Raw genomic sequence first — 23,989 nt, forward strand, 5'->3', positions numbered from 1 at the left:
CCTTTTTACTTCATTGATCAATGATCATATTGATTGAGATCATAACTCTCGATCACGTGAATCACCTTATCTGCATACGTAGGATCTGTTGCATAGCCGGCCTCTTGTAATGCGCGTGCAGCCTGTTTATAGTTTTTCGCTAAAAGGACATTTTCATACAGTCGGGGATTCCATGTCACACCATTAACAAATAAACGCGTGTGATCGTCCATTGATTCTTCCCAGGTATTGTAAACTCTAAAATCTCCCTGAATCACAATCCATTCTTCATTGATGTATTCTCTAGTCTCAAGATTGATTTTTTTTTGGTCTCCATACGCTTTGATCCCAAATAAGTTGTTATACTTTGAAGCAAGAGTACTCTGTCCCCAATTTGATTCTAAAATGCCTTGACCTATAATAATACTGGGTAAAACACCATAAGACGCTTGCAATTCTTTCGCATGAGGGCTTATTCGATCGATAAACTGTTCTTTTGATACTTCTTCTTTTTGCTGAGCAGTTTCTTCTATTGTTTTTGAGCTGTCTGATAATACATTGATTGAAAAAACAAACGCTATACCAACGATCAGTAATCCTGCAAAAAGCATTGGTAAATTAGTTTTTCTTATTTTTTTCTTCTTATACCTTTGACTATTCATACATTCCCTACTTTGTTTTGTATTCATTTCCGTATTAATCCTTCTTAGTTTAGGATAATGGCTGACTGATTATATCAGTTTTTTTTCATACAATCAATCAATAGCTGTTGTAGTCATAGTTGTCGATGTTTTCATTTGTATTTCAGACGTAGATATACTGGTTGAAACGGTTGTACTTGTTTCTTCGGTGCTCTCATTTGTATTATTATTTTTATCTTTTGAGGCTGGATGACCAAATAAGACAAAAATTACAGCACCTAGTACTATGATAACCGATAAAATACCTAAAATTTGTTTCAAAAAAAAACTCCCTTACTTCCTTATTCACCAACGTAAGTACCCATCAAATTTTCATTTACCCAATCAAGCAATTCTACTTTTGAGCCTTCTAATTGTCCTTGTAAGGTAGCTGGCAATCGGAAAGTGACAATATCATCAAATCCCCATTCACCGTAAGACAGCGTGACTTTTAAATCAATGAATGCTTGTTCTTTTTCTTCATGGTTTGCTTTTGATGGAATCAACTCAGCAATACCAGCTCCTGATTGCAGCCATTTTTTAGCGATTAGTGTTTTTAAACGTTTGTATTCTGAAACAGCAATATTTCTTTTTTCTGGGAACAGAACGGTTTGACGTAATATTTTTTGTGTCAACATCCATTCATAATCAGAAAATAAGTTTTTTACTTTTTGCATTTGCTCACTCGTTAAATTGACTCTACCTTTTTTCCAGTTATCCCAATTTTCTTTTGAGGTTTGGAGATAGTCTGTATAAAATTTTTCTTCTGTTTCAAATTGCTCAATAATTGCATCAATAAGAATATCTATATACATTTGGTGCATGACTTTCGCCTCCTTTCCTTATTTTACTGAAAATATCCGAAAAATGCATCTCTTTGGATCACTTATTTCTATTTTTTTAAGAAACATTCAATTTTTCCCGATAAATAATCAAACATCTTCAGGCTTCTAATCAAAATATCCCTTCATTTCCAACTTCTCATGTATAATAAAATTACTGAGTTTCCCAACCTGATACGTTTGTTCAGCATCAACCAAAAATTACTTTACTCAGTAGCTGGATTAAACCATCCGCTTCTAAAATTAGGAGGAATCATTATGAAACAATACAACTGGGGCATCATTGGACTTGGAGATATCGCAGCCAGCTTTGCGAATAGTTTCCACCAAGAGAACAGCCGTATCGCTGCGGTTGCATCTAGAACCTTAACAAAAGCGCAAACATTTGCTAAGGAACATGCTATTTCTACAGCCTATGGATCATTTGAAGAATTATTAGCTGACGACTTGATCGATATTATCTATATTGCTGTACCTAATCGACAACATATTTCACATATTTTAAAAGCATTGGAAGCTGGTAAACACGTTCTTTGCGAGAAAGCCATCACGATGAACAGTGAAGAATTGACCGTAGCAATAAGATTGGCTGAAGAAAAAGGGTTGATACTGGCCGAGGCGATGACGATTTTCAATATGCCTTTATATCACGAATTAAAAAGCCTGATTGATGCGAATCGTTTTGGTAAATTAAAAATGATTCAAGCACCTTTTGGTAGCTATAAAGAGCCTGACCCTAACAATCGCTTCTTTAATCCAGATTTAGCTGGCGGTGCTCTTTTGGATATTGGAACATATGCAGTATCTTTTGTTCGTTGGTTCTTCACTGCTCAGCCTAAGGTCATAGCTTCAGTTATGCAGCCATTTTCAACTGGTGTAGATGAGCAATCAGCAACGATTCTACAAAATGACGTACAGGAAATGGCAACTGTTTCCTTAAGTTTTCAAGCAAAAATGCCTAAGCAAGGGATTGTAGCTTTTGAAGAAGCGTATATTGTGATCAACGAATACCCACGCGCAGATGAAGCAAAAGTCTATTTTAATGATGGAACGGTTGAAACAATCATTTCAGGTGATACTAACGAAGCATTGAATTATGAAATTACAAACATGATCAAAATAATCGAAGGAACATTACCGAACCAATCACTTTTTTTAACCAAAGACGTCATCGATCTATTAGATCAAATGCAACAAACTTGGATAAATTAATATAATCGCCTCTAATTGTTGTATTCATTTACGACAATTAGAGGCGATTATTCTTAAATCAATCTTTAATCAATAGATCAGATTACATTTCATTTGGCGCATGTAAACCAAGCAATCTTAAATCTTCCTTGATAATTGTTGCCATGGCATAAACTAAAGCTAAACGTGATTCTTTTTGTTCATCGTCAGCTAAAATTTTAACATGAGCATAGTATTTGTTAAAGGCTTGTGCAACTTGGATCGCATGTTTTGCAATCACTGATGGTTCATATTTATCAGCTGCTTGGATAACAACTTCTGGGAATTTTTGCAATAACTTGATCACTTCCCAGCTCTCTTTATCATCTAAGGCATATTCTTTTGTCTCATCAATCGTAAAATCAGCTTTCCTTAATATACTCATTGCACGTGCATGAGTATATTGCACATAGGGGCCTGTTTCCCCTTCAAAACGAACAACTTCCTCTAAGGCGAAGTCAAAATTATTCAAGCGATCATTTTTCAAATCATGGAAAATAACTGAACCGATCCCCACTTGTCTAGCCACTTCTTCGCGATTTGGCAAATCAGGATTTTTTTCCATAATTTGCTGATTTGCTAGTTCAACTGCTTCGTTTAATACCTCTTCTAATAAAACAATTTTCCCTTTACGAGTTGATAATTTTTTACCACCTTGAGTAATCAATCCAAATGGAATATGATGCATATCTTTAGACCAATCAAATCCAAGTTCGTTTAAAACAGCTTTCAATTGTTTGAAGTGATTACTTTGCTCATTCCCTACAACGTAGACTGCTTTTGCAAAATCATATGTCCGTTTGCGATAAACAGCCGCAGCTAAATCCCGTGTAATATAAAGCGTGGCCCCATCTGATTTTTTGATCAATGCTGGATTCAAATCATAAGCAGATAAATCAACGATTTCTGCTCCTTGATTTTCTTGTAATAAATGTTTTTCTTCTAACATTGTAACGATTTCAGTCATTTTATCATTGTAGAAAGCTTCTCCATTATAAGAATCAAACGAAACTTCCAGCATTGCATATATTTTGTCAAACTCTTTCAACGATTCTGTACGGAACCATTGCCATAGTTCTGTTGCTTGTGCATCGCCTTCTTCTAGTCGTTTAAACCAAGCACGAGCTTGTTCATCTAGTTCAGGTTGTGTTTCAGCTTCTTCATGAAAGTGCACATATAGACGTAATAATTCAGTGATAGGTGCCGTTCTAACAGCCTCTTCAGAACCCCATTTTTTGTAAGCCACGATCAACTTACCAAATTGAGTGCCCCAATCGCCTAAGTGATTGATGCGAATCGGGGTGTAGCCGATTTTTTCAAGAATAAAAGCAATCGAATTCCCAATAACAGTCGAGCGCAGATGTCCCATCGAAATTGGTTTAGCGATATTAGGTGACGACATATCAATCGGGACGTTTCCCTTTTCACCGATCGAACTATCTCCGTAATGTCCTTTTTCTTTTGCAATTTGGCCGATGACTGTTTGACTGACCATTTTTTTATTCATGAAAAAGTTCAAATAAGGTCCAACTACTTCAATTTTTTCAAAGTCTGTTCCACCAATTTTCTCTGCTAGATCAGCCGCAATTTGTTGCGGTGCTTTGCGGTATACTTTAGCTAATGAAAAGGCTGGAAAAGCAACGTCTCCATGATCGGCAGATTTAGGATTTTCCAATAATTCTGTAACTGTTTCTAATGATAGGTCTTCTTTTACCACTTCAAAAATGGCTTTTGCTACGATTTCTTTGTTGTTCATAAATATCCTCCTGATGGTTGATTATATTGTTTAAAAGGTAACTTCTCTCACTTTATTTTTCAACTATTCTTCATCCTCCACTCTAGCTATGCCAATCGTACTCCTTCGATTTTTAGAGCTTTAGCTCTTATAAATTGATGAGATCACACAAAGTGGAGTGATGAACAACAAAAAAGTCTCTAGTGTTAAAAAACACCAGAGACGAGATTTTCCCGCGGTACCACTCTAATTGTTCATTCTTTGCAAAAGATGAACCCTCTTAATCTAGTAACGGTAGATAACCGTCTGCCTATGCAGATTCTCCAAAGTGCGTTTCCTTCATTTGATTATCTTCGGCTTTCACCCTCCCGAAATCGCTTGGTTAATTCTAATGAAGTACTCTCTTTTTCAATGAATCAATATGAAACTGGATTTATTATAGCAAATATTTATCGCTATGCCTAGTGTTTGGTTGTTGATTTTTACTCTTTAATAGTCATAAAGGTCAAACTAGGATCAGCATTTAATTGATAATCGGCAAAATGACCCTTTTCTGCTTCAACAAAAGCCGCAGCTCCGACCATCGCCGCATTGTCACCACATAATCTAAGCGGTGGCACAATAAAGGTTACTCCTGGTAGTTTTTTTGTAACTTCTGCTCTTAGCCGATCACGTAAGCCTTGATTCGCTGCGACACCACCGGCCATCACTAGCTGCTTAATTGGATACTCTTGGCAAGCACGAATTGTTTTGGCTACTAAAACGTCAATGACACTCTCCTGAAAACTTGCCGCTAAGTCTTGAATCACTAATTCCTCATCTCGTTGCTGCGCATTATGAACTGTATTGATGAAGGAACTTTTCAACCCGCTAAAACTAAAATCATAATTATCTTCCTTAATCATTGCTCGTGGAAATTGATAAGTATCTTGACCTTGATGCGCTAAGTTATCGATTTCTTTCCCACTCGGATAGCTTAATCCTAAAACTCTACCCACTTTATCATACGCTTCACCAGCTGCATCATCTCGTGTTTCGCCGACGATTTCAAATGAGCCTGTTTCTTTCATGTAAACCAGTTCTGTATGACCGCCACTCACTAATAGTGCCATTAAGGGAAATTGCAACGGTTCTACAAATTGGGCTGCATAAATATGGCCAGCCATATGATTCACTGGAATCAACGGTAAATCGTGTGCCCAAGCAAATGCTTTAGCAGCCGAAATCCCAATCAATAACGCCCCAACCAAGCCTGGGCCATAAGTAACACCAACCCCACTCAATTCACTGGGTTTGACATCCGCTGTTGTCAAAGCGTCTTCAATACATAATGTAATCTCTTCCACATGATGACGACTAGCCACCTCTGGCACCACACCGCCAAAACGCTGATGACTTTTGACTTGAGAAGCTACGACATTCGACAATATCAGGGAACCATCTTCAATAATGGCAACACTCGTCTCATCACAACTACTTTCAATAGCGAGTATTAATTTTCTTTCCTTATTAAAAAAAGTCATTGACTCATTTTCACTTCCTTAACAGTTAAACACATGACCACTCCGTCTTCTTTAGGATGACTATAATAATTTTTTCGACGGTTGATGGGTTTGAATCCTTTTTTTTCATATAATTTTTGTGCTTTTGAATTAGACACACGTACTTCTAAAAAAGCCTGAGAAACGTTTTGTTCAACAAAGCGTTGGATCAGTTGATCGATTAATCGACTACCATACCCTTGGTGTTGAAAATCTTTGTTGATCACAACATGAGTGATCTCCACTTCATCTAAAACCAAGTGATAACTGACAAAACCAAGCCATTGTTCTTGATCGATCAGCACAAGATAATCACTCGTTTTTTGAGTTAAGTCAAGGCTAAATTGTTCTAGGGACCACGGCGAACCATTGCTGTATGACTGATTGCTTAAAGTCCAAAGTTTTTCCGCCGCCTGATTTACTGGTAATTGTTCTTTTGAATAATACATCTTTCACTCTTCTTTTAAGTGTAACATCATTTCTAATGCATCTTCTTTATTTTCCGAATAATAGGCTGGTTTGATCGTATTCGAAACAAAACCCAGTTTCCGATATACACGTTGAGCATTTTTATTGCTGATCCTTACTTCTAAAGAAATTGTTTGACAATCGTTGACTCTTGCAAATTCCTGGACCTCTCTGATCAAAAAACTACCAATTCCATTTCCTTGATATTGAGTCAAAACAGCGACATTTGTAATGTGCGCATCTTTACCAAATATCCGACATCCAACAAAACCAATCGTTTGCTCATCCTTTTGAATAAGTAAATATAAGTGCGGCTCTGCTGCTTGAAGTTCCATCAAAAATGCTGTTTTTGTCCAAGGTAATTCCCCAGCATAGACTTCTCTTTCAATCGAAAGAAGATCTTTGATATCATCAAGTACAATTGCACGTATAAAATATTCTTGCTTTGAAATTTCGACCGTTCTGGCATCATAGGGTCGATTTTTAAAGAATTTTCCTAGAATACTATGAAAAAGATTAAATTTTTTCAACATAATTTTCTACCTCTGATGTATGTTCTTTTAGCCAATTTTCTTCTGCTTCCACACGTTTTAAATAATTAGGCAAAAAGTGGTGAATTTCTGGTTCTGGCTCCGCTTCTCCACCAATTTCCGCAAGAGTCACACCACTGGGAATTTGCCACTGAGTAATTGGATTGATCTGTGCATGGGGTAATACTGATTCGATTTGAACACGGAATTTTTCAACATCTTCTCCAACGAAATAAACTTGTTCAAATTCTTTTAATTCTTCTAACCACACGTCTATTGCACTATGGCGATCTGCTTTGATCATCTTCAACTTGCCATCAACATATTCATAAGCCCCAGTGTAAACATTATTTCTTCGGGCATCAAATACTGGAATAATGGGGCCTTCAATCCGCACACAATTGGCAGCTAAGGTCTTTAAACTTGAAACACCAACTAATTCTTTCTTTAGTGTATACGCAAGTGTTTTCGCTGTCGTTACACCAATTCGTAAGCCTGTATAAGAACCTGGTCCTTGAGCCACAACGATTCGATCAATGTCAGTAGGTGTCAACCCAATATCTTTTACTAATCGTGTGATTGTAGGCATCAAAGTTAAGCTATGGTTTTGTTTTACGGTGATTGTATATTGTCCTAATAGTTTCTTCTCTTCACAAACTGCAACTGCCAACGTTTGATTCGAGGTATCGATTGCTAAAATCCGCACAAAAAAGTCCCTTTCTTTCATCATCTAGTTGGTCTATTGTAGCATATTTTTATTCTTTCGTAAAAACATGAAGAATTAAAAGCAAAAAGAGGCAAAATCGCTTGTTGCGCTTTACCTCTCGCTTGATTGATTAGTTGCTATTCGCTTCTAAATAATCAATCAACGGTTTGCTGATATTGGTTGCCGTATCATTTTTTCGAGAATCTTCTACCATGATCATCGCAGAGAATTTATTATTACTGCGATCCATCGCTAAAAGAAAGCTATTTTCTTTCCCGACTGTATCTTGCTTCTCTTTGATTTCGGCAGTTCCAGTTTTGGCTGCTAAAGAGAAATCTGGATTATACATATTATGAACGTATCCCGTTTCATCTTCTACGCTACCTAACAAATCAGTCACAATTGTATTCGCTGCATTTGCACTGATCACATTTTCTTTCACTTTTGTTTCTTTATTCAGTTCAATTTTCGGATAAACAAGTTTCCCTTCATTTTGGAAAACAGTATACATAGCAGCCTGTTGAATCGGTGTCACTAACAGTTGTCCTTGACCATATCCTGTATCTGCCAATAAAATTTCCGAATTAAATTTATCTTCATTCGAGATTTGTGCTGGATTCATCGGGATCGACAAATCTAGTTTTTCGCCAAAGATAAATTTGTCCAGACCTGTTCTGAATGTTTCTTCACCCATCCGTAAGGTTTGTTCTGCAAAATAAATATTATCAGAATTGACTAATGCTGTTCTTAAATTTACTGGGCTAGCTTCTTTAACTCGGGTCACGAAGTAATCCCCCCAAGATGCATCTTTTTGCCATTTCAAGCCATTGATTGCAATTTCTTCTTCTGGTTTTAAGGTGCCGGCATCTAAGCCAATTCCGCCGGTGATTGTCTTAAAGGTCGATCCAGGCGCATATCCTGTCGCAAATCGGGCAGTAAATGGTAAGTTTTCATTGGTTGCATACGCATCATAATCCGTTTGAGAAATGCCATTCGCCATCTTATTTGGATCAAAGGATGGTGAACTAGCTGCTGCTAATAAATCGCCTTGTTGAGGGGCCATGATCACAGCACTTCCTGGACGATTATTGAAAATGTTATAGGCTTGAGATTGTACATTCTTATCAATCGTCAACTGGATTTTTTCGCCATCCTTTTTATCCACTTGCTGAAGGACACTTTTTGGTGTACCGTCTTCCTGAGTAATCGTGATACTACCGCCGTCTTGTCCTCTTAATTGTTTATCATAAGCCTGCTCTAAACCAACTTTCCCAACAACGCCATTACTACTTAAAGTTGGGTCTTTCTCAATGTCCTCTGCTGTGATTGTGCCAACATAGCCAACCAATTGCGCAGATGCTTCCTTCAATGGATAATAACGAACAGTCGCATCCTGAGAGGCAGCTCCTTTTGGCAAAGTCGTAACTGGTTCAAAAGAGACTGTTAACGGTACGAAAGAATCCGCTTGGACCCATGATTGCTTGAGTTTTTGTTCGATTTCATCTACAGAAATCTTGAACTGATCACTAAATGCTTTGATATTATTCGTTTTTTCTTGTCCTTCTCCTAGTTTCCCAGGTACAATGCCTACTTGATCAAAAGCTTGGTTGACAGCTAAGCCTTCTCCATTGCGATCGATGATTTCTCCTCGGTTTGCTGCATCTACCCCAATCGAAATTTTGTCTTGTCCTGTCATTTCAGGGAAAATCAGATTAGGCGCCCAGTTGATTTTATATGTGTCAGTATCCTTTTGGATCGTTGTTTTATAGGATAAATCTGTCAGATTGCCAAGTGGCGTAGTCATCTCTAAATTGTAAGTAAATGTGTATTTTCCTTCTTTTTCTTGGGTGACTTTGATGTTTTTGCTCTTGATTCCTTGCGCTTGAATACCAGAAAAAATCGTTTGGTATTTTTCTACAACTTTGGCATCATCATAACCACTTTCTTTTACAGAAGTTTCATTTAGTAATTCAGGTAATTGCTCAAATTCTTGTTTTGAAAGATAGTTTAAAAAAGACTTCGCCGATTTTTCTGCTTTATTCAACTCTTGATTTTTCTGCCACGAACTATAAGCAAAATAACCTCCCGCCAAAACTATTACAGCTGCGGCAGCGCTAATCACTATGATCACTGGTTTATTTCCTTTTTTTTTGGTCACTCTTTCCATTTTCCAATCCCCCAAATCTTGTTTCTTTCTATCTATTCATTATACCTTATTCATCTAAATCTATGATAGAAAAAAGAAGTATTTATCAAAATTATAAATAATTCGACTTTTTTTGCGCTGATAAATATTATAAGTACAATTTTATTTATAGTCAGCGATACAATAATGTTTTCATCTATTCATTTGCAGGTATAGTCAAAAAAATTATGGTAGCAAAAAACTTTATGAAAGCCATAGCTTTTAACCCTAAAAAAGGAAAGCCTCGTATTTTACGAATGACTTTCCTTGTATATTTTAAATTCTATTAAAACTCTTTAGTACATATTCTTCTGCTTCTTTACTCCAAATACCATCAGTCTTGTGAAGGATATCAGCTAATTGAGCATTATGGTTTTCCATTTCCGCTAATGGAAGTAATTTAGAAGACAAATGTGTGTAAACTAACTTCTTCCCTCCACCAATTTCTGGTTGATGCAAGGTTGTCTCGGCTACCGCATCCAACCCTAAAATATGCGTGACGACATTGGCAACTTTTACTTGTTTTTTTTCAATCAGTTCAACAGCCTTGCGCATGTCCTCTGTATTTCCACCTGAAGTTCCAACATAATGAGTGAATGAATAATGTACATCATAGAAATTGATTGGTGCTGAAAATGATTTGTCTTGCGGCCCTGCAAAGAAGTTCAGACAGCCATCTGGGTTCAGTAATTTAGAAGCATCCGCGACAACGTCCGAAACAGGAACCATTACAAAAATATCATCAAATCCTCCAGAAACCGTTTGTTTTAGAACCTCAACTTGATTTTCTAACTCTTTTACATTGAGATATGTCACTTCAATACCATTTTGACTTAGATATAATTTTTCAGCACGTTTTAATTTTTCGTCACTCATATCCGTGATCACAATTTTTTTAGGTGTGGTCGGCCCATGCAAGGCATAATCGATTGCTAATAAGCCCATTGGACCGGTACCGCCCATAATTAGTAGATGACCATCTGATTTGATTCCCATTCTATGTTCATAAGAGCCTTCAATCAAATGATAATTTGCTTCAAATGCGCCAATCACACATGATAAAGGTTCGATCAATGAGCCTTCAAAGTAAGTCTCTCCTTTATATGGAATTAAGCAGTCCTGCTCCATAACATCTCGCGATAAAATGATGTACGTTGCATCTCCTCCTGTATAGGCATAGGAATATCCTGGACAATCTGGACGATCTGGCAATTGAAGGTTTGCTTGTACTACGTAGCGCTCTCCTGCTTGGTATTTCCCTTGCCATTTACTACCCACTTCTAAGATCTCACCGCAAAACTCATGCCCAATAATAATTGAGTTGTGCTCTAAATCTTGCGGTGCCTTTTTGTGTTCTTGACCTTGATTAGCCAGTTTCCATGTAGACATGCAAATACTATCTGTCACAACAGAGGCCAAAATTTCATCCTCTTTAATTTCAGGTAATTCAAACGCTTCTAAGCGTAAATCTTTTTTTCCATATAAACGGACTGCTTTTGTTTCCATCCTAAAATACCTCCAACTATTTTAATTTAAAAGACCTAATCCATACCCTACAATTCCCACTGCGAATAAAACAAAAATCAATACAATCGGGCTTACCTTTTTCTTCAATAATTTCATCATTAACAAGGTCAATCCTAAGGCTAACAGCCCAGGAACTAAATCATCCAACACATTTTGAACTGTCGTAACAATCATTTTTCCATCTTGTCCAGGTGTTTTTGACACAACTAAAGGGATATTGATCGTTGTCCACTTAGTCACAAGGACACCCATGATAAATAGCCCTAAAATGGTCGCACCTTCCGTCAATTTCTGCAAAAGATTACCTGACAGATCTTTAACGATGTCTAAACCTTTTCTGAATCCATAAGTTAAACCAAACCATTTCATGCTCAGACGAACGGCATTAAAAGCTATAAAAAAGAGAATAGGACCCAAAATATTCCCAGACAAAGCAAGTGAGGCACCGATTGCTGCTGCAATCGGACGCAGAGTCCCCCAAACTAAGGGATCGCCCACACCTGCTAACGGACCCATCAAGCCCACTTTTAAACTGTTGATCGTACCATCATCGATATCAGCGCCACTTGCTTTGGCTTCTTCCATCGCAATCGTTACATCAATCACAGGACCACAGACAGCTGGTGTTGTATTAAAGAATGTTAAATGTCGTTTTAGCGCTTCCGACTGTTCTTCTTTTGTATGGTAAATTCTCTTGATTGTCGGAATCATGTCTACGCAAAAAGCAAGTGCGTGAATCCGTTCATAATTAAAAGATGCTTGTTGAAAGTTTGAAAAAACAAACGTCATCATTAAATCTTTTTTTGTGATGACGGATTGTAAGGGCTGCTCCTCAATCGTTTCGCTCACTATTGTCTCCATTTTTTTCCTCCCTAATCATCTAATTCATCGTCTGCAACAATTGCTCCTGAATAAACCATCTGTTCGTTTGGTTGTAAGGTGAGTGACTTAGTAAAATTAGGATTCAATTGAACATAAATCAATGCAGTGATTAAACCAATCACACCAAATGAAAGCAAACTAAATTCCAAATAGCCACCTAAAACAAACCCTAAATAGAAAAATGGCATCAAGTATTTTACACTCATCATATTTAGAACCATGGCATACCCGACTACCACAATAAAGCCGCCAGCTACTGCCAGCCCACCTGTAACGACTTCTGGAATCATTGCCAACATTTTATTGACCATTTCCGCACTAACAAATATGGCAACAATCGTCGCAGGAATCGCTACACGTAGCGCTTGAACAAATAATGCACTAAAATGAAGAAAAATAATTTTGTTAAAAGCTGCCGTCTCGGCTTCTTTATCCGCAGCGTGTTGAAAAGCGACCGTAATCGTCCGAGCAATTACTGTTAAAACTTGGCCTGCTGCGGCCACTGGCAAAGCAATTGCAATACCGGCTTGAATGTCCTGATGCCCGACTACTACTAAGATTGTCGCAATCACACTTGCCAAAGCAGAGTCTGGTGATTGTGCCGCGCCAATATTCATCCAACCTAAAGCAATCAGCTCTAATGTTCCACCTAAAATAATTCCTGTTGTCAGGTCACCTAAAATCAATCCAACAATGGTACATGCAATTAAAGGGCGATGGGTTTGAAATTCATCTAAAACACTCCCCATACCCGCAACACATGAAAAGATAAAAATCAGTACAATTTGAATTATCGATAACGCCATTTTGCTCCTCCTTAATTCGTAACTGCTTCTTTTAATTTCCCTTCAAAATCGATTTTAGGATCTGTTGCAACAACACGGCAATCTAACGTAACTGCTAATTCTTTCAGCTCATAGAATGCCTCTATATCTCTTTGACTAACAGAGATGGCTTTCGTGATCTGTGTCTTACCATTTCTAAATTGCATACCGCCGATATTGATTGTCTTTAATGGGACCCCACCTTTAACTAATGCTACAACTTCGCTAGGATTCGTAAATAAATAGAACACTGTTTCTGTTTTGTATTTAGGATTTTGATACACTTTGATGGCTTTTTCTACGTCAACAATATTGACTTTGATCCCTGGAGGTGCGGCTTGTTTAACTAAGGTTTTGCGGATCTCATCTTCATTTACTTCTTTGCTAACAACGATGATTCGTTGAGCTCCTGCTTCTTTAGCCCAAACAGTTGCTACTTGTCCATGGATCAATCGATCATCGATTCTTGCTAATTTTATTTCCATCTCAAAATTCCTCCTCGTCTTTAATAACTTGTTCTTTAAATGATTTTACAGTTTCAGCCGCAGCTTCTTTCACTATGTTAACGACTTGACTGAGCGGTGTTGCATCAATCATAGCCGCTACTTCCAACACCATTGGTAATGACATACCTGAAATCACTTCGATCTGCAGTGTTGGTTCTTTCATACAAATACTACAGCTAGCATTGTAAGGTGTGCCGCAGAAAAGATCCGTAATAAGCAGCGTTTCTTCATTTGATTTTTTAAGGTCTTTCATTATTTTTTCAGACAAGCTTTCTAATCCATCATGCTTGGAAAATTCAATCGCAGAAAAATGAGATAATTGACCAAAAATCATTTCAGCAGAGTTTTTCATCTCTAAAGCAAGTTTTCCGTGCGCTACTAGCACTACTTTTGTCATTCAAGTTACCCCCTCGTCTTCCCACCAGCAACATTGATTGTCACCCCACTGAGATAACTAGAACGATCTGATATTAAATAAACGACTAAATCTGCCACCTCAACCAATTTTCCACTTCTCCCCAGTGGAATTGTACTTATTTGACTGTAGCCCGCTCTGATTTCGTCCACTGTCTTTCCTCTCGTATAAGCTAAAGCGGATTCATAACTTGCTGTCCGTAAGCCCGTTTCCTCCATAATACCTGGTGCAATCCCTACTACTCGAATGCCTAATTTGCCTAATTCTTTTGACCAAGAACGAGTAAAGCTATTGATTGCCGCTTTAGTTGCAGCATAACAACTTTGTCCTTCTGAACCCTCAAGTCCACTTTCAGAAGACATATTGATAATCACACCAGCTCCTTCTTTGATTAAGTATCGACTAACAGCTTGACTCATTAGATAAACGCCTTTTTGATTAATATTCACCATCTTTTCAAAAAGTGCGTCATTTAATTCATAGGGACTATCCAATTGATTTGTATCTGCCAACAGCGCTGGAATGTTAATTCCCGCATTATTTACCAAGGCATCAATTTTTCCAAACATATCTATAGTAGATTTAACAGCTTGTTCCACAGATACACGTGTCGTTACATCCGTTTGAATAAAAGAAAGGTTTTCATGCTCAAAAGTCCCTTCTTGCAAATCTGTATTTACTACTTTGACGCCTAAATGACACAATTCCTTGACTATCGCCGCACCGATACCTGAAGATCCACCTGTTACGATAACCGTTTTTTTCTCTACTTCTAACCAGCTCATCAGAACACTCCTCACATTCGTGATTTAATATTAACTTATGTGATATCACAAACTCATTATATGTATGTGCTTTCACAATGTCAAGCACTTTTTCACATTTGTTATTCCTAAATCACAAATAACGTCCTAGAGAACTAAGTTTTTTAGTTTTCTAGAACGTTATAAAGTTAGGGTTTCAACTTGATTGAACCAAATTTAATGAATTATTTTTTTCTTGATTGTGCCAAGATTTCTTTTGCTGTTTCTTCAGTAGTTACAAGGGTCGTCAAGAGTTGTCCTTTTAATGCAGCCACAATGCTTTGCGCTTTTTCTTTTGACTCAGCTATACCAATCTTTATTGGCGTTTCTCTCAACTGATTAATGGTGATGCCAATGATGCGATCATCTAATTCACTAGCTATTGGTAATCCTGCACTATTAAAAAAATGAGAAACAATATCTCCTGCGATATCTCTTTCTGCCAATTCACTAAGTATATCTTTACCATAAAATGCTTGCCAAATATCCTTTTTGCTTAAATGAGGGCTTCCAATACCGAAAACCGCTATATCCAATTGTTCCCATAACTGAAGCAATTTCTGATTAAAGGCATTTTTCATCAAAGCCTCTTTAAGTTCCAATGTTTCAGGAATAGCAGGTGCATCAATCATCAATGCTTTAGCCCCCATTTTTTTTGATGCAGTGTATGCAATAGTATTGACATGATACTCACTAGCTAATTTTCCTGATGGGCCGCCAATCATAGGCAGACAAACAATATCTTTTGATTCAGTATGCCCCATTTCGTTCACCATTGAAGCTAAAGAATGTCCCCATGAAAAACCAACATTCATCCCCGTTTCTAATTGCTCAAATAAATAATCGGCAGCAGCTTTTCCAATCACTTGTTCTTTTTGCTGTGTACTTGCCTCAATGGCAATTGGTACAACAATAGCTTTATGTAATCCAAATTGTTGCTCTAAGGCTTGCTCCAACGAATACGTCTCCGAAAGATCATAATTGATCGAAATTTTAACGATCCCTTCCTCTCTTGATCGTTTTAATAATCGACTGATTGTTGTACGGTGAATATTTAATTCTTTTGAGATCTGACTCTGATTTTTATCTTCTTGATAATACATTTCTGCTATCCTGATTAATAATTTTTCTTCATCCATGCAATTACTCCTTTTTCCCTTTTTAACAAAATATATCATAGGTATCACATTTGTGAAAGATAAAAGAACAATCATCGTACTTTTAATAAAGATAACTAACTATAAAATGGAACAAACAATAGACCGAAACATCAGCATTTTTTCAATTCTCACATTACTAGTAAAAGTCACCTTGTTATTTAACAAGATACAAGGTAGTATAGAATAAAATGTCCCTATAAAAAAGAACATCGCTTTTATTTTATAGGGTCTTCTGTAACTATTATTTGATAAAGTGAGGATATAAGAATGAAAAAATTGGTGAGTATAGGAGTCTTAACTCTATGTTGTGCAACCTTGGTTGCTTGTGGTGGAAATACAGCATCAACAGAGGATAAAAAAGCAGATAATTCTTCAAGTTCTGAAAAAAATATGGAAAAAGTCTATTTTAAAGATGACACTTTAAAAATCGATATGGCTACTCTTAAAATATTATCCACTGAAGTTTTACCTGCTGACGAAAATTTACTTAGAGAAAAACCGCAACTGGCCATTACCTATGAAGTAACAAACGATAGTAAGGATTTAATTTCAGCTTCAACTGTTTGGATTGCTTGTATGTCATTAACTCAAGAAGCTGAAGAAGTTCTCAATAAATTAACTGTTGGAATGACTCCACAAGATGAAAAATTTGCGCAATACACCGAACATCAACTAGACGACATTAAACCTGGCGGTACAGCCAAAGCACTTATTTCTTATGATCTAGATGATTCACAAACACCTGTCATTTTGAAAGCGACGCAAGGAATGGCTGGAGAAGAGCTTGGTGAAAAAACAATCAATTTGAAATAGCAAGTGCCTCCAAGTCGTTTTCTAGATTCAAAAAAAGAGCATCAGTCATTGAATCATGGCTGATGCTCTTTTTTTGTATAAAAACTTTCACGTATTTTTCAAAATAGTTTCATCTGTAAAAAACTATTTTCTTTCAAAAAATTAATTGACCTGAGGAAACAATCGTTTTAAATCAATATACGCGTATAAAGTAACTTCACTCATCCACACTTCTTCTGAAATAAAATGCCCTGAATCAGCCAGATCAGTAAATAAATCATAAGCCATACATTCCAGTTCTTTATTTGTTTCCCCTACTGGCTCGTTATAAAAGGAATGACTTTTGTAACCTGTTCTAATTCAACAACATCTTCTGCACTCAATTTTAACACGTCTATTCCCTGATCACACTCGTTATATTTTTCACTTTCAGACAAAAAAAAGGCCTATAAGCCTTGATAAATCGATCATCTAATCAGACACATGGCGACACCTACTTAATTTTAAATAACAAGTACATATAATTGCAAATCCTTAGAAAATCTGCCTTCCTTCGTCTTACCTATCTTAATAAAAAGAATATAATTACATATGGTTACAAATTTCTTAATTCTTTTATGCTTCCTAATTTCATTTTTAAAATAACGATATTATAGTTCAAATCCACTCTCTTAATATTTTATCTTTTTAACATATTTACTAATCATTTTACAACTGGTTAAGTATCTCACGCTAGACAAACGAGAACAAACGTTTGTATAATATGCTTAGGTGATGATAATGAGATATGTAAAAACTGTACATTTAAAAGAGCATATACGACCAGCGCAATATTTTTACTCGTTGCACCTGGTCCCATTTCGAAAAGTATCCTCTAAACGCTTAAACATAGAGGGAACGATTTATAATCTATGGTCCTTTCCTAAGATAAAGAAAAAAGACTATTTAGCTGCTTTCCCGCTTGAGAAGATCGACCACTTTATTGTTTTAGAATATACTGACCCCTATCAATATTTGACTTTATCAAGTAAAAAAGTTTATAACCTGGATGATTTTAAAATGGAAACAAGGCGTATGGAATATATATTTGACCAGTGGAATTATAGTGAGATGGAGTGATCTTGTGAATATAATCGATGAATACGAATCCGGTCTACTGACCTACCAAGAATTTCAAAAGTACATATGGGGTTGTGGTCAGAGGCTAATTAATGAGGTTGGGTTGGATGAATTTATATTTTACTTAAATGCTGAGGAGGGTGAATATCATGAACAAGAATAGCTATGTTGCAGTAGTAGATAAGATTAGGGTAATAAAGTTGTTCCCCGATATGCTAGTGCGTTTTACGTTGCATACCGCTTTCGCTGATGTCAATTGCCTTGTCAGTAAGAAAGAACTCGCTAACCTTATTCTTTTACTTGAGGACGGGAAGTTCGAGGTTGCTACCTTTGGTCATTATAATAATCGTCAGAAATTTGTGATCGAGAAATTTGCAGTAAAAAACCCTGATAGCTTTATACGCGAGTTTGTCTTAAAACCATTAAAATCAATTGCATAAAATAATTTCCTCCCCTCTTTGCGTATCTTAACGTAAGGAGGTTTTTATATGGATCAGATAAGTTTGCTATAATTTTCCCGAACACAATAAAAGACCCTTGCAAACACTAGGGTCTTTTCGCTTAAATTTTTATTTACTAAGTTCTTTTCTCACCTTGTTCGGAACTTCATTTTCCGAAATTTGAGTTGGATTATTTACTCTTTCTTTGCTTATTTCTGCTCTAATATATGCCCCTGATTCGAATGGTTTTGGGGTTTTCCCAGACAACTCAAAATCCATCTCTTGTTTGTCTCCGTTTTCTTTCACGAACGTGACTTTGTACTTATAAGAGTAAGTATCTTTTACCTTTTTACCATCAATATCCAAAGTATCTGACATTTCAGGAACCTCAGTTGGAACCTTCGCATACGCTACCGTAGTATTATATGTTTGATTGTAGTAATCAAAAGCAAAGTAACCAATAGCGCACAATGCAATAAGTCCGATCAATCCAAGTATTTTCTTCATAGTGATTCACCTCGTATAATTTAATTTAGTATAGTTTAGCACTACGGAAACAATTTTAACCATGTATTCTTCTAACAATTTTGTAACTTTATTCTATAAATAGCCTCACTATAGGTGTATCAAATTATAAATTTTTTACAAAAAACCGCCTCGATGAAAGGGCGGCATGATGATTGTAACAAACGCATAGATAGGTGTTCTGTTTTAGTTTTTAGTGGGTGGATGGAGTTGTCAAAAATACTGACCGGTTAGGGTCGGTATTTTCGCTATCCCATAAATAATTTTAAAGCCCCGATCATCACACTAGCCAAAGCAATAGTGGTGCGGCTCGTTGGGAGTTTGAGAGTTTAGAGGATGCTGCGGAGTTGTATAGGTTGCTGGTGCTTAGTGTGGATGTTGAGGATAGGATTGCCGATTTAGTAGGAAATAGTATATAATTAGTAAAAAAGGATATGATAAAATTGCAAAAATTAAAATCGTTATACTTTAAGGTTAAAAATAAACTTTCGGACGGTAGCATAGACAGCTATCATTACCAGATAATTTTTTATTGTATGTTTCCCTTCGCACTATTACTATTTCTTGCTCTGGAAGTATTTATTTTTAATAATATTTTAAATAATTTTCACTCTACAATACTTACAGTTTTTGAACTCTTCAGCGGAGTTATATTCTTTATAATTAATATTTACTTACTCTTTTTTTTTACAAGAAAAATAGTTTTTTTTTTCAAACATAAATATATACTATTGTTACTCTCGATTCTTCCAACATCTTTATTTCTTTTAATAGCTACTCTATTTTGGTTTAGCGTTGTACTTGTAGGTATTCAAAAAATTTTTACCCTTACTTTTAATTTTAATATGCCAGTTTTATCTCCATATGTATTTTTAAAACTTGTTGCTAACTTTTCAACTATAATTGCTCCAATCACGATCTTATTTCTTTTACCTATAGCTATTTCACTTTCACTGAATTCACTTTTACCTAGACCATTACAAAAAAAAGACATTTCAACAAAACAGAAATTAACTCGAATGAGTATAAAATTATCTTTTATACTTATCGCAATCTTTATTTCATATATATTTTCAATAATTAGTATAGAAACTTTTGCTTCTATATCTATGCTTACAACATTATTTACTTTTATATGTACTCCAAAAACAATTCTCCGTATTTTTTCTACTCAAAAAAATATAGAAGGTAAAAAAATTACTGATGATGTTCTTACAAAATTCGAGATGATAAAATTTGTTTATTATGAATTTGTTTTTGCATGGTCAATTTCTATTTATATTTTTAATCCTGAAAAAACCGAAGATAGAATTAAAATATTTTTTATTTCGTTCTTTATTTTAATAATTACATCGGCGGCTATTCAATGGTATCTAAAAAAAGAAAAAAGTGATTTTTTTTCAAAATGGATAGTTGATAACGAAGATGATGAGATTGAAAAGTCGAATGGTGAAAATATAAAATCTAATAAAGAAGTGAGTAAAATGATCGAAGCCATAAAACAATACTTAAACAAGGAAATCTTTATTGACGGATGTTATGCTAAAATTATAGATGCTTTGATATGTTCTGATGGTGATTTTTTTGATGTTAAATTTACTTCTGGTGATAAAAACGGGACTAAAAAAAGATATTCTGCTTCAGATGCTAATTTCATAAAAAGTTTACCAGACTTAAACAAGCCCCCGCAATCGTGAGGGCTTTTTCTTTGCACAAAAATACCGACCGATTAGGGTCGGTGTAAGTATTATGTATTTAACTTTTTTTGATTTTTTTATAATTATTCCTACGAAGAGGCTTGGGAAACAAATAGGAAAATGCGTTTCTATCCTTAAATCCAAGCAAAACAGCACCTTGATCACTACTGAAACTATTATTGACAACGACCTACCAATATTTTCGTAATTATAGTTTTCATTTATACTCTTTATAAAATGCTTAGTAATAAAGAACATCACAGCAATTCTATTGGAATAAGTATTCCTATTTTCAAACTGAAATAAATAGGGTTTCCACTCGTTACGTATTTTAGGTGTTGTAGTTAATTTCAAATCAATTACATTAGAATTATGCGCACAAATATTTCTAATAAATTTTAAACCTTACAGCCACGACATGAGTTCTTCTGCTGTGTAGCCATAGTAAGAAGCTAATTTCCTGAGGTTATTTTTAGACATCAATTGAAGCAAAACTAAAATATCCCCAAAAGTCAGCACATCCACCGTTAACCAAATAGTAGGAAATCCGTTTGCATTTAAATTTTTCTTGTCTTTAATATCATGGGAGCTTGATAATCTAATTTTCTCTTTTAAGTAATACTTGCAGTATTCTTCACGATTGCACCAACTACTAAAGTTAAGATAACCATATGCTTTATAATTTTTCCCTAAAATATAAGCAACTTTAGTTTTCAAGGAAACTTCTATTTTTTCAATGGCATGCATTAGGTACACTCTTAAATTTTTATCTTGGTAATATCTGGTTAATACATTATCGAACTCGACATTTTCGTACTGTCGTTCTTTTTCTCCATTTTCCAGAGTTACTACTTTTGATAATGGGAAAGCAAATTCTTTGAATTTATAATAACTAATCTTTTCAAGTTTTTAACTGCTTTTTCTCTGTTAGTAACTAACATTCCTCTACTCTCAAATAACGATAATTGATTTTCAAAACTTAGATGTTCCTGAACTTTATCCATGTTATTCTCCCTATAAAAAGAGCTCCCACATCAGAACGTATCTGGCCAATCGGCAGTGAGAGCATTGTCGTCTTATAAGTTAATAATAACAGAATTGTTACCGTAGTCAACAGAAAAGATTGAAATTCTTTACTTTTCTATCTCAACTCATATTTAAATTATAATAAACTTTAACAAGTATAATCAACCACTATTCTGTCAAATCCTTGTCACAACTCTCCCGTAATTCTATGTACAAGCCCTCCTTGATAGGAGGGCTATTTTAACATAAAAAACGCTAAAACAAATCAATCATTCTATCATATAAATTAAATTATTCAAAAGGAAAACTCTCATGAGCTTTGTATATGAAAAATTATTGTTTATAGCTTATACTTAAAAATATTAAAGAAGGAGGAATATATATGAAAGCTTTAGATTCTGTTGCATTAGCGTTGGTTATTGTCGGGGGATTAAACTGGTTATTAGTCGGACTTTTTGAATTTGATTTAGTAGCAACTATCTTCGGAGGATCAACTACAATACTTGCAAAAATCATTTATGTCTTAGTAGGTCTATCTGCGATTTATTGTTTAAAATTATTTCCATTGATTGCTAATAAAGATAGAATAGATACAATGTAAATATCAATCACTCTGCAGCAACTGCCAATAAAGGTAGTTGCTTTTTTATTTTCCAGAAAACAAAAAATCCCACCTCAAAAGAGATGGGAAAAGGAGTTTAGTACTCTGGGGAGTGAGTACCTTGAAAAAATGTTAGGGTCAGAAATTGGTAATTTCAATTTACTACTTCTTCTGATATTTTGCAAATAATATAATTATTTAATTAAAAAATCCTCTACCCAATGTCGTATCAATCTGTCCGTCATCAGGACCAACAGCAACATAACGGCGACTGTCACCGTAATCAATGTAACTGATCCGAACGTAGTTAGCAGATTGTACATAACTATCATAAACAATTGATTCGTACGGATCATACCAAGCTAATGCTGCACTATCAACTGTAGTATGTCTAGATACAGGCAAGCTTTGATTTGTTGTAAACACGCCTGACATCGCAACTCGTTGTCCTGTTTGAGGTTTTGTTGGTGCTGGTTTAGTTGGATTGGTCGTACCATTCTCTGTCAATCCATTAAACAAATCATGTTGCAACTGCACTTTACTAATACCCCAACTTGCCAAATAGCTATAAGGATCAGTGTGATCGCCCAACCAATTTTGAGTAACCCACAAGTGAGTTTTGATCCCATAAGGTGTACTATCATCTAAATCAAATGTAAATCCAGTCTAACTAGCAACTATATCTTTGTAGGTAAAACCGGCAAACTTATACAGGTCAATTCATTAAATAGATCTTTAAAAACAATGAATGCTAATTTAGGTAAGTATAGAATTAAGAATAAACAACTTTCTAGCCATATTTTTAGGCACTCTCATATCTTTTTACTTACTGAGTTAAACGTACCAATAAAAGCTATTATGGAACGTGTAGGCCACAGTGATGAAAAGACAACTTTACAGATTTATACTCACGTTACGACAAAGCAAAAAACTGACATTGTAGAGAAATTAAATAACATAGGTTTATAGCACAAAAGAAGCATTCTAGCAATGCTTCTTTTGTGCTTCCTAAGTATATTTTTTAATAAAAAAACGTCTCTAGCATCGCTAGAAACGTTGATATAATCACATTCAATTCAGACACATGGCGGCACCTACTTAGTGCTGCTTCCTTCCGGATCTGACACGCTTCGTAAGCCCACCATTGTCCTAGCCTTTCGGCAAGATTTAGTATACCGCATTTTTGGTTACTTGGCTAGTCTTTCTGTTGATTTTTTAAAAGTTTCTTTTCCTCCCGTAATTTTTTAAAAAAATTTGAAAGAAGTTGCCCGCATTCTTGCTTTAAAATGCCTGATTCTACATAAGCTACGTGATTAAAGCGTTCATCTTCTAACAAGTTCATTAATGTTCCCGCTGTTCCGCCTTTTGGGTCTACGGCTCCATAATAAACTTCGTTGACTCTAGAAAGGATCATCGCACCACTACACATCGGGCAAGGTTCTAAGGTGACAAATAACTGCGCTCGCTCTAAACGCCAATTATCAATTGCCTCACAAGCTTGCTTGATGGCAAACATTTCTGCATGAGCAGTAGCATCTTGACTTTCTTCACGAAGATTATGTCCACGACCTATGATTTGTCCATCCAATACAACAATCGCCCCGATAGGTACTTCTTTAATGGCTCCTGCCTTTTTTGCTTCACTGATGGCTTCTTGCATAAATCGTTCTTTTTCTGCTATCGTTAGACTGCTCGTCTTCTCACTCAAGTCATTTCCACCTTTCATTCACTTTAATCATTAAACCTTTTTCTCTTGTTCATGGTACAATAAAGTTG

At 35.7% G+C, this 23,989-nt stretch carries 28 protein-coding genes, 1 other RNA gene and 1 other annotated feature; of the genes, 7 read left to right on the plus strand and 22 right to left on the minus strand.

Annotated features, from left to right (window positions below; all coding sequences use genetic code 11):
• Positions 1-17: 17 nt before the first annotated feature.
• From IGJ55_RS09415 to IGJ55_RS09425, 3 genes are all read right to left on the minus strand, one after another.
• A complete protein-coding gene (locus IGJ55_RS09415) occupies positions 18-641 on the minus strand; it encodes a glycoside hydrolase family 73 protein (protein ID WP_069640843.1) in 624 nt (207 codons plus the stop codon).
• Positions 642-734: 93 nt separating this feature from the next.
• Positions 735-941, minus strand: coding sequence for a hypothetical protein (locus IGJ55_RS09420; RefSeq protein ID WP_069640844.1), 207 nt, complete (start codon positions 939-941; stop codon positions 735-737).
• A gap of 20 nt (positions 942-961) precedes the next feature.
• Positions 962-1,483, minus strand: coding sequence for a hypothetical protein (locus IGJ55_RS09425; protein WP_069640845.1), 522 nt, complete (start codon positions 1,481-1,483; stop codon positions 962-964).
• Between the two features lie 276 nt (positions 1,484-1,759).
• Between IGJ55_RS09425 and IGJ55_RS09430 the strand changes: the two genes are divergently transcribed.
• Positions 1,760-2,713 carry a Gfo/Idh/MocA family protein gene (locus IGJ55_RS09430; RefSeq protein ID WP_430606229.1) on the plus strand — a complete coding sequence of 318 codons (954 nt, stop codon included), beginning with the start codon at positions 1,760-1,762 and terminating at the stop codon, positions 2,711-2,713.
• A gap of 82 nt (positions 2,714-2,795) precedes the next feature.
• Here IGJ55_RS09430 and argS read toward each other — a convergent pair whose 3' ends face one another.
• From argS to IGJ55_RS09495, 13 genes are all read right to left on the minus strand, one after another.
• Positions 2,796-4,487 (minus strand): arginine--tRNA ligase, encoded by a 1,692-nt coding sequence (gene argS / locus IGJ55_RS09435; RefSeq protein WP_069640847.1) that lies wholly within the window; start codon positions 4,485-4,487, stop codon positions 2,796-2,798.
• Positions 4,488-4,681: 194 nt separating this feature from the next.
• Positions 4,682-4,887 (minus strand) — a binding site (T-box leader).
• Between the two features lie 61 nt (positions 4,888-4,948).
• Positions 4,949-5,989, minus strand: a complete 1,041-nt coding sequence (gene tsaD, locus IGJ55_RS09440; protein WP_069640848.1) for a tRNA (adenosine(37)-N6)-threonylcarbamoyltransferase complex transferase subunit TsaD — start codon at positions 5,987-5,989, stop codon at positions 4,949-4,951.
• Positions 5,986-6,456, minus strand: coding sequence for a ribosomal protein S18-alanine N-acetyltransferase (gene rimI, locus IGJ55_RS09445; protein WP_430606231.1), 471 nt, complete (start codon positions 6,454-6,456; stop codon positions 5,986-5,988). The genes tsaD and rimI (IGJ55_RS09445) overlap by 4 nt, the downstream gene beginning before the upstream one ends.
• Positions 6,457-6,459: 3 nt before the next feature.
• Positions 6,460-7,008 carry a ribosomal protein S18-alanine N-acetyltransferase gene (gene rimI / locus IGJ55_RS09450; RefSeq protein WP_069640850.1) on the minus strand — a complete coding sequence of 183 codons (549 nt, stop codon included), beginning with the start codon at positions 7,006-7,008 and terminating at the stop codon, positions 6,460-6,462.
• Positions 6,992-7,711, minus strand: coding sequence for a tRNA (adenosine(37)-N6)-threonylcarbamoyltransferase complex dimerization subunit type 1 TsaB (gene tsaB / locus IGJ55_RS09455; RefSeq protein WP_430608148.1), 720 nt, complete (start codon positions 7,709-7,711; stop codon positions 6,992-6,994). The genes rimI (IGJ55_RS09450) and tsaB overlap by 17 nt, the downstream gene beginning before the upstream one ends.
• A 130-nt stretch (positions 7,712-7,841) precedes the next feature.
• The gene (locus IGJ55_RS09460; RefSeq protein WP_430606232.1) at positions 7,842-9,878 is read right to left on the minus strand and encodes a penicillin-binding transpeptidase domain-containing protein; all 2,037 of its coding nucleotides are present in this window, start codon (positions 9,876-9,878) and stop codon (positions 7,842-7,844) included.
• A gap of 294 nt (positions 9,879-10,172) precedes the next feature.
• Positions 10,173-11,402 carry a zinc-binding dehydrogenase gene (locus tag IGJ55_RS09465; RefSeq protein ID WP_430606233.1) on the minus strand — a complete coding sequence of 410 codons (1,230 nt, stop codon included), beginning with the start codon at positions 11,400-11,402 and terminating at the stop codon, positions 10,173-10,175.
• Between the two features lie 21 nt (positions 11,403-11,423).
• The gene (locus IGJ55_RS09470; protein WP_430606234.1) at positions 11,424-12,284 is read right to left on the minus strand and encodes a mannose/fructose/sorbose PTS transporter subunit IID; all 861 of its coding nucleotides are present in this window, start codon (positions 12,282-12,284) and stop codon (positions 11,424-11,426) included.
• Positions 12,285-12,295: 11 nt separating this feature from the next.
• Positions 12,296-13,111, minus strand: a complete 816-nt coding sequence (locus tag IGJ55_RS09475; protein ID WP_430606235.1) for a PTS mannose/fructose/sorbose transporter subunit IIC — start codon at positions 13,109-13,111, stop codon at positions 12,296-12,298.
• An 11-nt stretch (positions 13,112-13,122) separates the two neighbouring features.
• Positions 13,123-13,614: a mannose/fructose/sorbose PTS transporter subunit IIB gene (locus tag IGJ55_RS09480; protein WP_069640856.1), complete on the minus strand. Its 492-nt coding sequence runs from the start codon at positions 13,612-13,614 to the stop codon at positions 13,123-13,125.
• Between the two features lies 1 nt (position 13,615).
• Positions 13,616-14,032 carry a PTS sugar transporter subunit IIA gene (locus IGJ55_RS09485; RefSeq protein WP_430606236.1) on the minus strand — a complete coding sequence of 139 codons (417 nt, stop codon included), beginning with the start codon at positions 14,030-14,032 and terminating at the stop codon, positions 13,616-13,618.
• A gap of 5 nt (positions 14,033-14,037) precedes the next feature.
• Entirely contained in the window at positions 14,038-14,835 is a 798-nt protein-coding gene (locus IGJ55_RS09490; protein ID WP_429949616.1) for an SDR family oxidoreductase, read from the minus strand.
• 203 nt (positions 14,836-15,038) lie between these two features.
• A complete protein-coding gene (locus tag IGJ55_RS09495; protein WP_429949614.1) occupies positions 15,039-15,992 on the minus strand; it encodes a sugar-binding transcriptional regulator in 954 nt (317 codons plus the stop codon).
• A 288-nt stretch (positions 15,993-16,280) separates the two neighbouring features.
• Between IGJ55_RS09495 and IGJ55_RS09500 the strand changes: the two genes are divergently transcribed.
• From IGJ55_RS09500 to IGJ55_RS09510, 3 genes are all read left to right on the plus strand, one after another.
• The gene (locus IGJ55_RS09500) at positions 16,281-16,826 is read left to right on the plus strand and encodes a DUF5067 domain-containing protein (RefSeq protein ID WP_207120541.1); all 546 of its coding nucleotides are present in this window, start codon (positions 16,281-16,283) and stop codon (positions 16,824-16,826) included.
• 1,102 nt (positions 16,827-17,928) lie between these two features.
• Complete coding sequence (locus IGJ55_RS09505) at positions 17,929-18,087, plus strand: hypothetical protein (RefSeq protein ID WP_430606238.1); 159 nt, start codon at positions 17,929-17,931, stop codon at positions 18,085-18,087.
• On the plus strand, positions 18,074-18,364 hold the full coding sequence (locus IGJ55_RS09510; protein ID WP_429949611.1) for a hypothetical protein: 291 nt from the start codon (positions 18,074-18,076) through the stop codon (positions 18,362-18,364). Before IGJ55_RS09505 ends, IGJ55_RS09510 begins: the two co-directional genes overlap by 14 nt.
• Before the next feature lie 129 nt (positions 18,365-18,493).
• Here IGJ55_RS09510 and IGJ55_RS09515 read toward each other — a convergent pair whose 3' ends face one another.
• Positions 18,494-18,871: a YxeA family protein gene (locus IGJ55_RS09515; RefSeq protein WP_207120544.1), complete on the minus strand. Its 378-nt coding sequence runs from the start codon at positions 18,869-18,871 to the stop codon at positions 18,494-18,496.
• A 461-nt stretch (positions 18,872-19,332) separates the two neighbouring features.
• Here IGJ55_RS09515 and IGJ55_RS09520 point away from each other — a divergent pair, with 461 nt between their 5' ends.
• Entirely contained in the window at positions 19,333-20,586 is a 1,254-nt protein-coding gene (locus IGJ55_RS09520; protein ID WP_430606239.1) for a hypothetical protein, read from the plus strand.
• A 405-nt stretch (positions 20,587-20,991) separates the two neighbouring features.
• Here IGJ55_RS09520 and IGJ55_RS09525 read toward each other — a convergent pair whose 3' ends face one another.
• Positions 20,992-21,483: an Abi family protein gene (locus IGJ55_RS09525; protein ID WP_429950047.1), complete on the minus strand. Its 492-nt coding sequence runs from the start codon at positions 21,481-21,483 to the stop codon at positions 20,992-20,994.
• On the minus strand, positions 21,435-21,590 hold the full coding sequence (locus IGJ55_RS09530; RefSeq protein WP_429949608.1) for a hypothetical protein: 156 nt from the start codon (positions 21,588-21,590) through the stop codon (positions 21,435-21,437). Before IGJ55_RS09530 ends, IGJ55_RS09525 begins: the two co-directional genes overlap by 49 nt.
• Before the next feature lie 404 nt (positions 21,591-21,994).
• Here IGJ55_RS09530 and IGJ55_RS09535 point away from each other — a divergent pair, with 404 nt between their 5' ends.
• Positions 21,995-22,213 (plus strand): DUF378 domain-containing protein, encoded by a 219-nt coding sequence (locus tag IGJ55_RS09535; protein ID WP_069640864.1) that lies wholly within the window; start codon positions 21,995-21,997, stop codon positions 22,211-22,213.
• Positions 22,214-22,411: 198 nt separating this feature from the next.
• Here the strand turns inward: IGJ55_RS09535 and IGJ55_RS09540 are convergent, their stop codons facing one another.
• Positions 22,412-22,825, minus strand: a complete 414-nt coding sequence (locus IGJ55_RS09540; protein ID WP_069640865.1) for an SH3 domain-containing protein — start codon at positions 22,823-22,825, stop codon at positions 22,412-22,414.
• 36 nt (positions 22,826-22,861) lie between these two features.
• Between IGJ55_RS09540 and IGJ55_RS09545 the strand changes: the two genes are divergently transcribed.
• Positions 22,862-23,182, plus strand: a complete 321-nt coding sequence (locus IGJ55_RS09545) for a tyrosine-type recombinase/integrase (RefSeq protein WP_429950046.1) — start codon at positions 22,862-22,864, stop codon at positions 23,180-23,182.
• A gap of 101 nt (positions 23,183-23,283) precedes the next feature.
• Here the strand turns inward: IGJ55_RS09545 and ffs are convergent.
• Positions 23,284-23,368: signal recognition particle sRNA small type (ffs, locus tag IGJ55_RS09550), an RNA gene on the minus strand.
• Positions 23,369-23,408: 40 nt separating this feature from the next.
• Positions 23,409-23,921 carry a tRNA adenosine(34) deaminase TadA gene (gene tadA, locus IGJ55_RS09555; protein ID WP_100630365.1) on the minus strand — a complete coding sequence of 171 codons (513 nt, stop codon included), beginning with the start codon at positions 23,919-23,921 and terminating at the stop codon, positions 23,409-23,411.
• Between the last annotated feature and the right edge of the window lie 68 nt (positions 23,922-23,989).

The sequence above is a fragment of the Enterococcus sp. AZ170 genome, assembly GCF_050545135.1.
GTDB lineage: Bacteria > Bacillota > Bacilli > Lactobacillales > Enterococcaceae > Enterococcus_L > Enterococcus_L ureilyticus.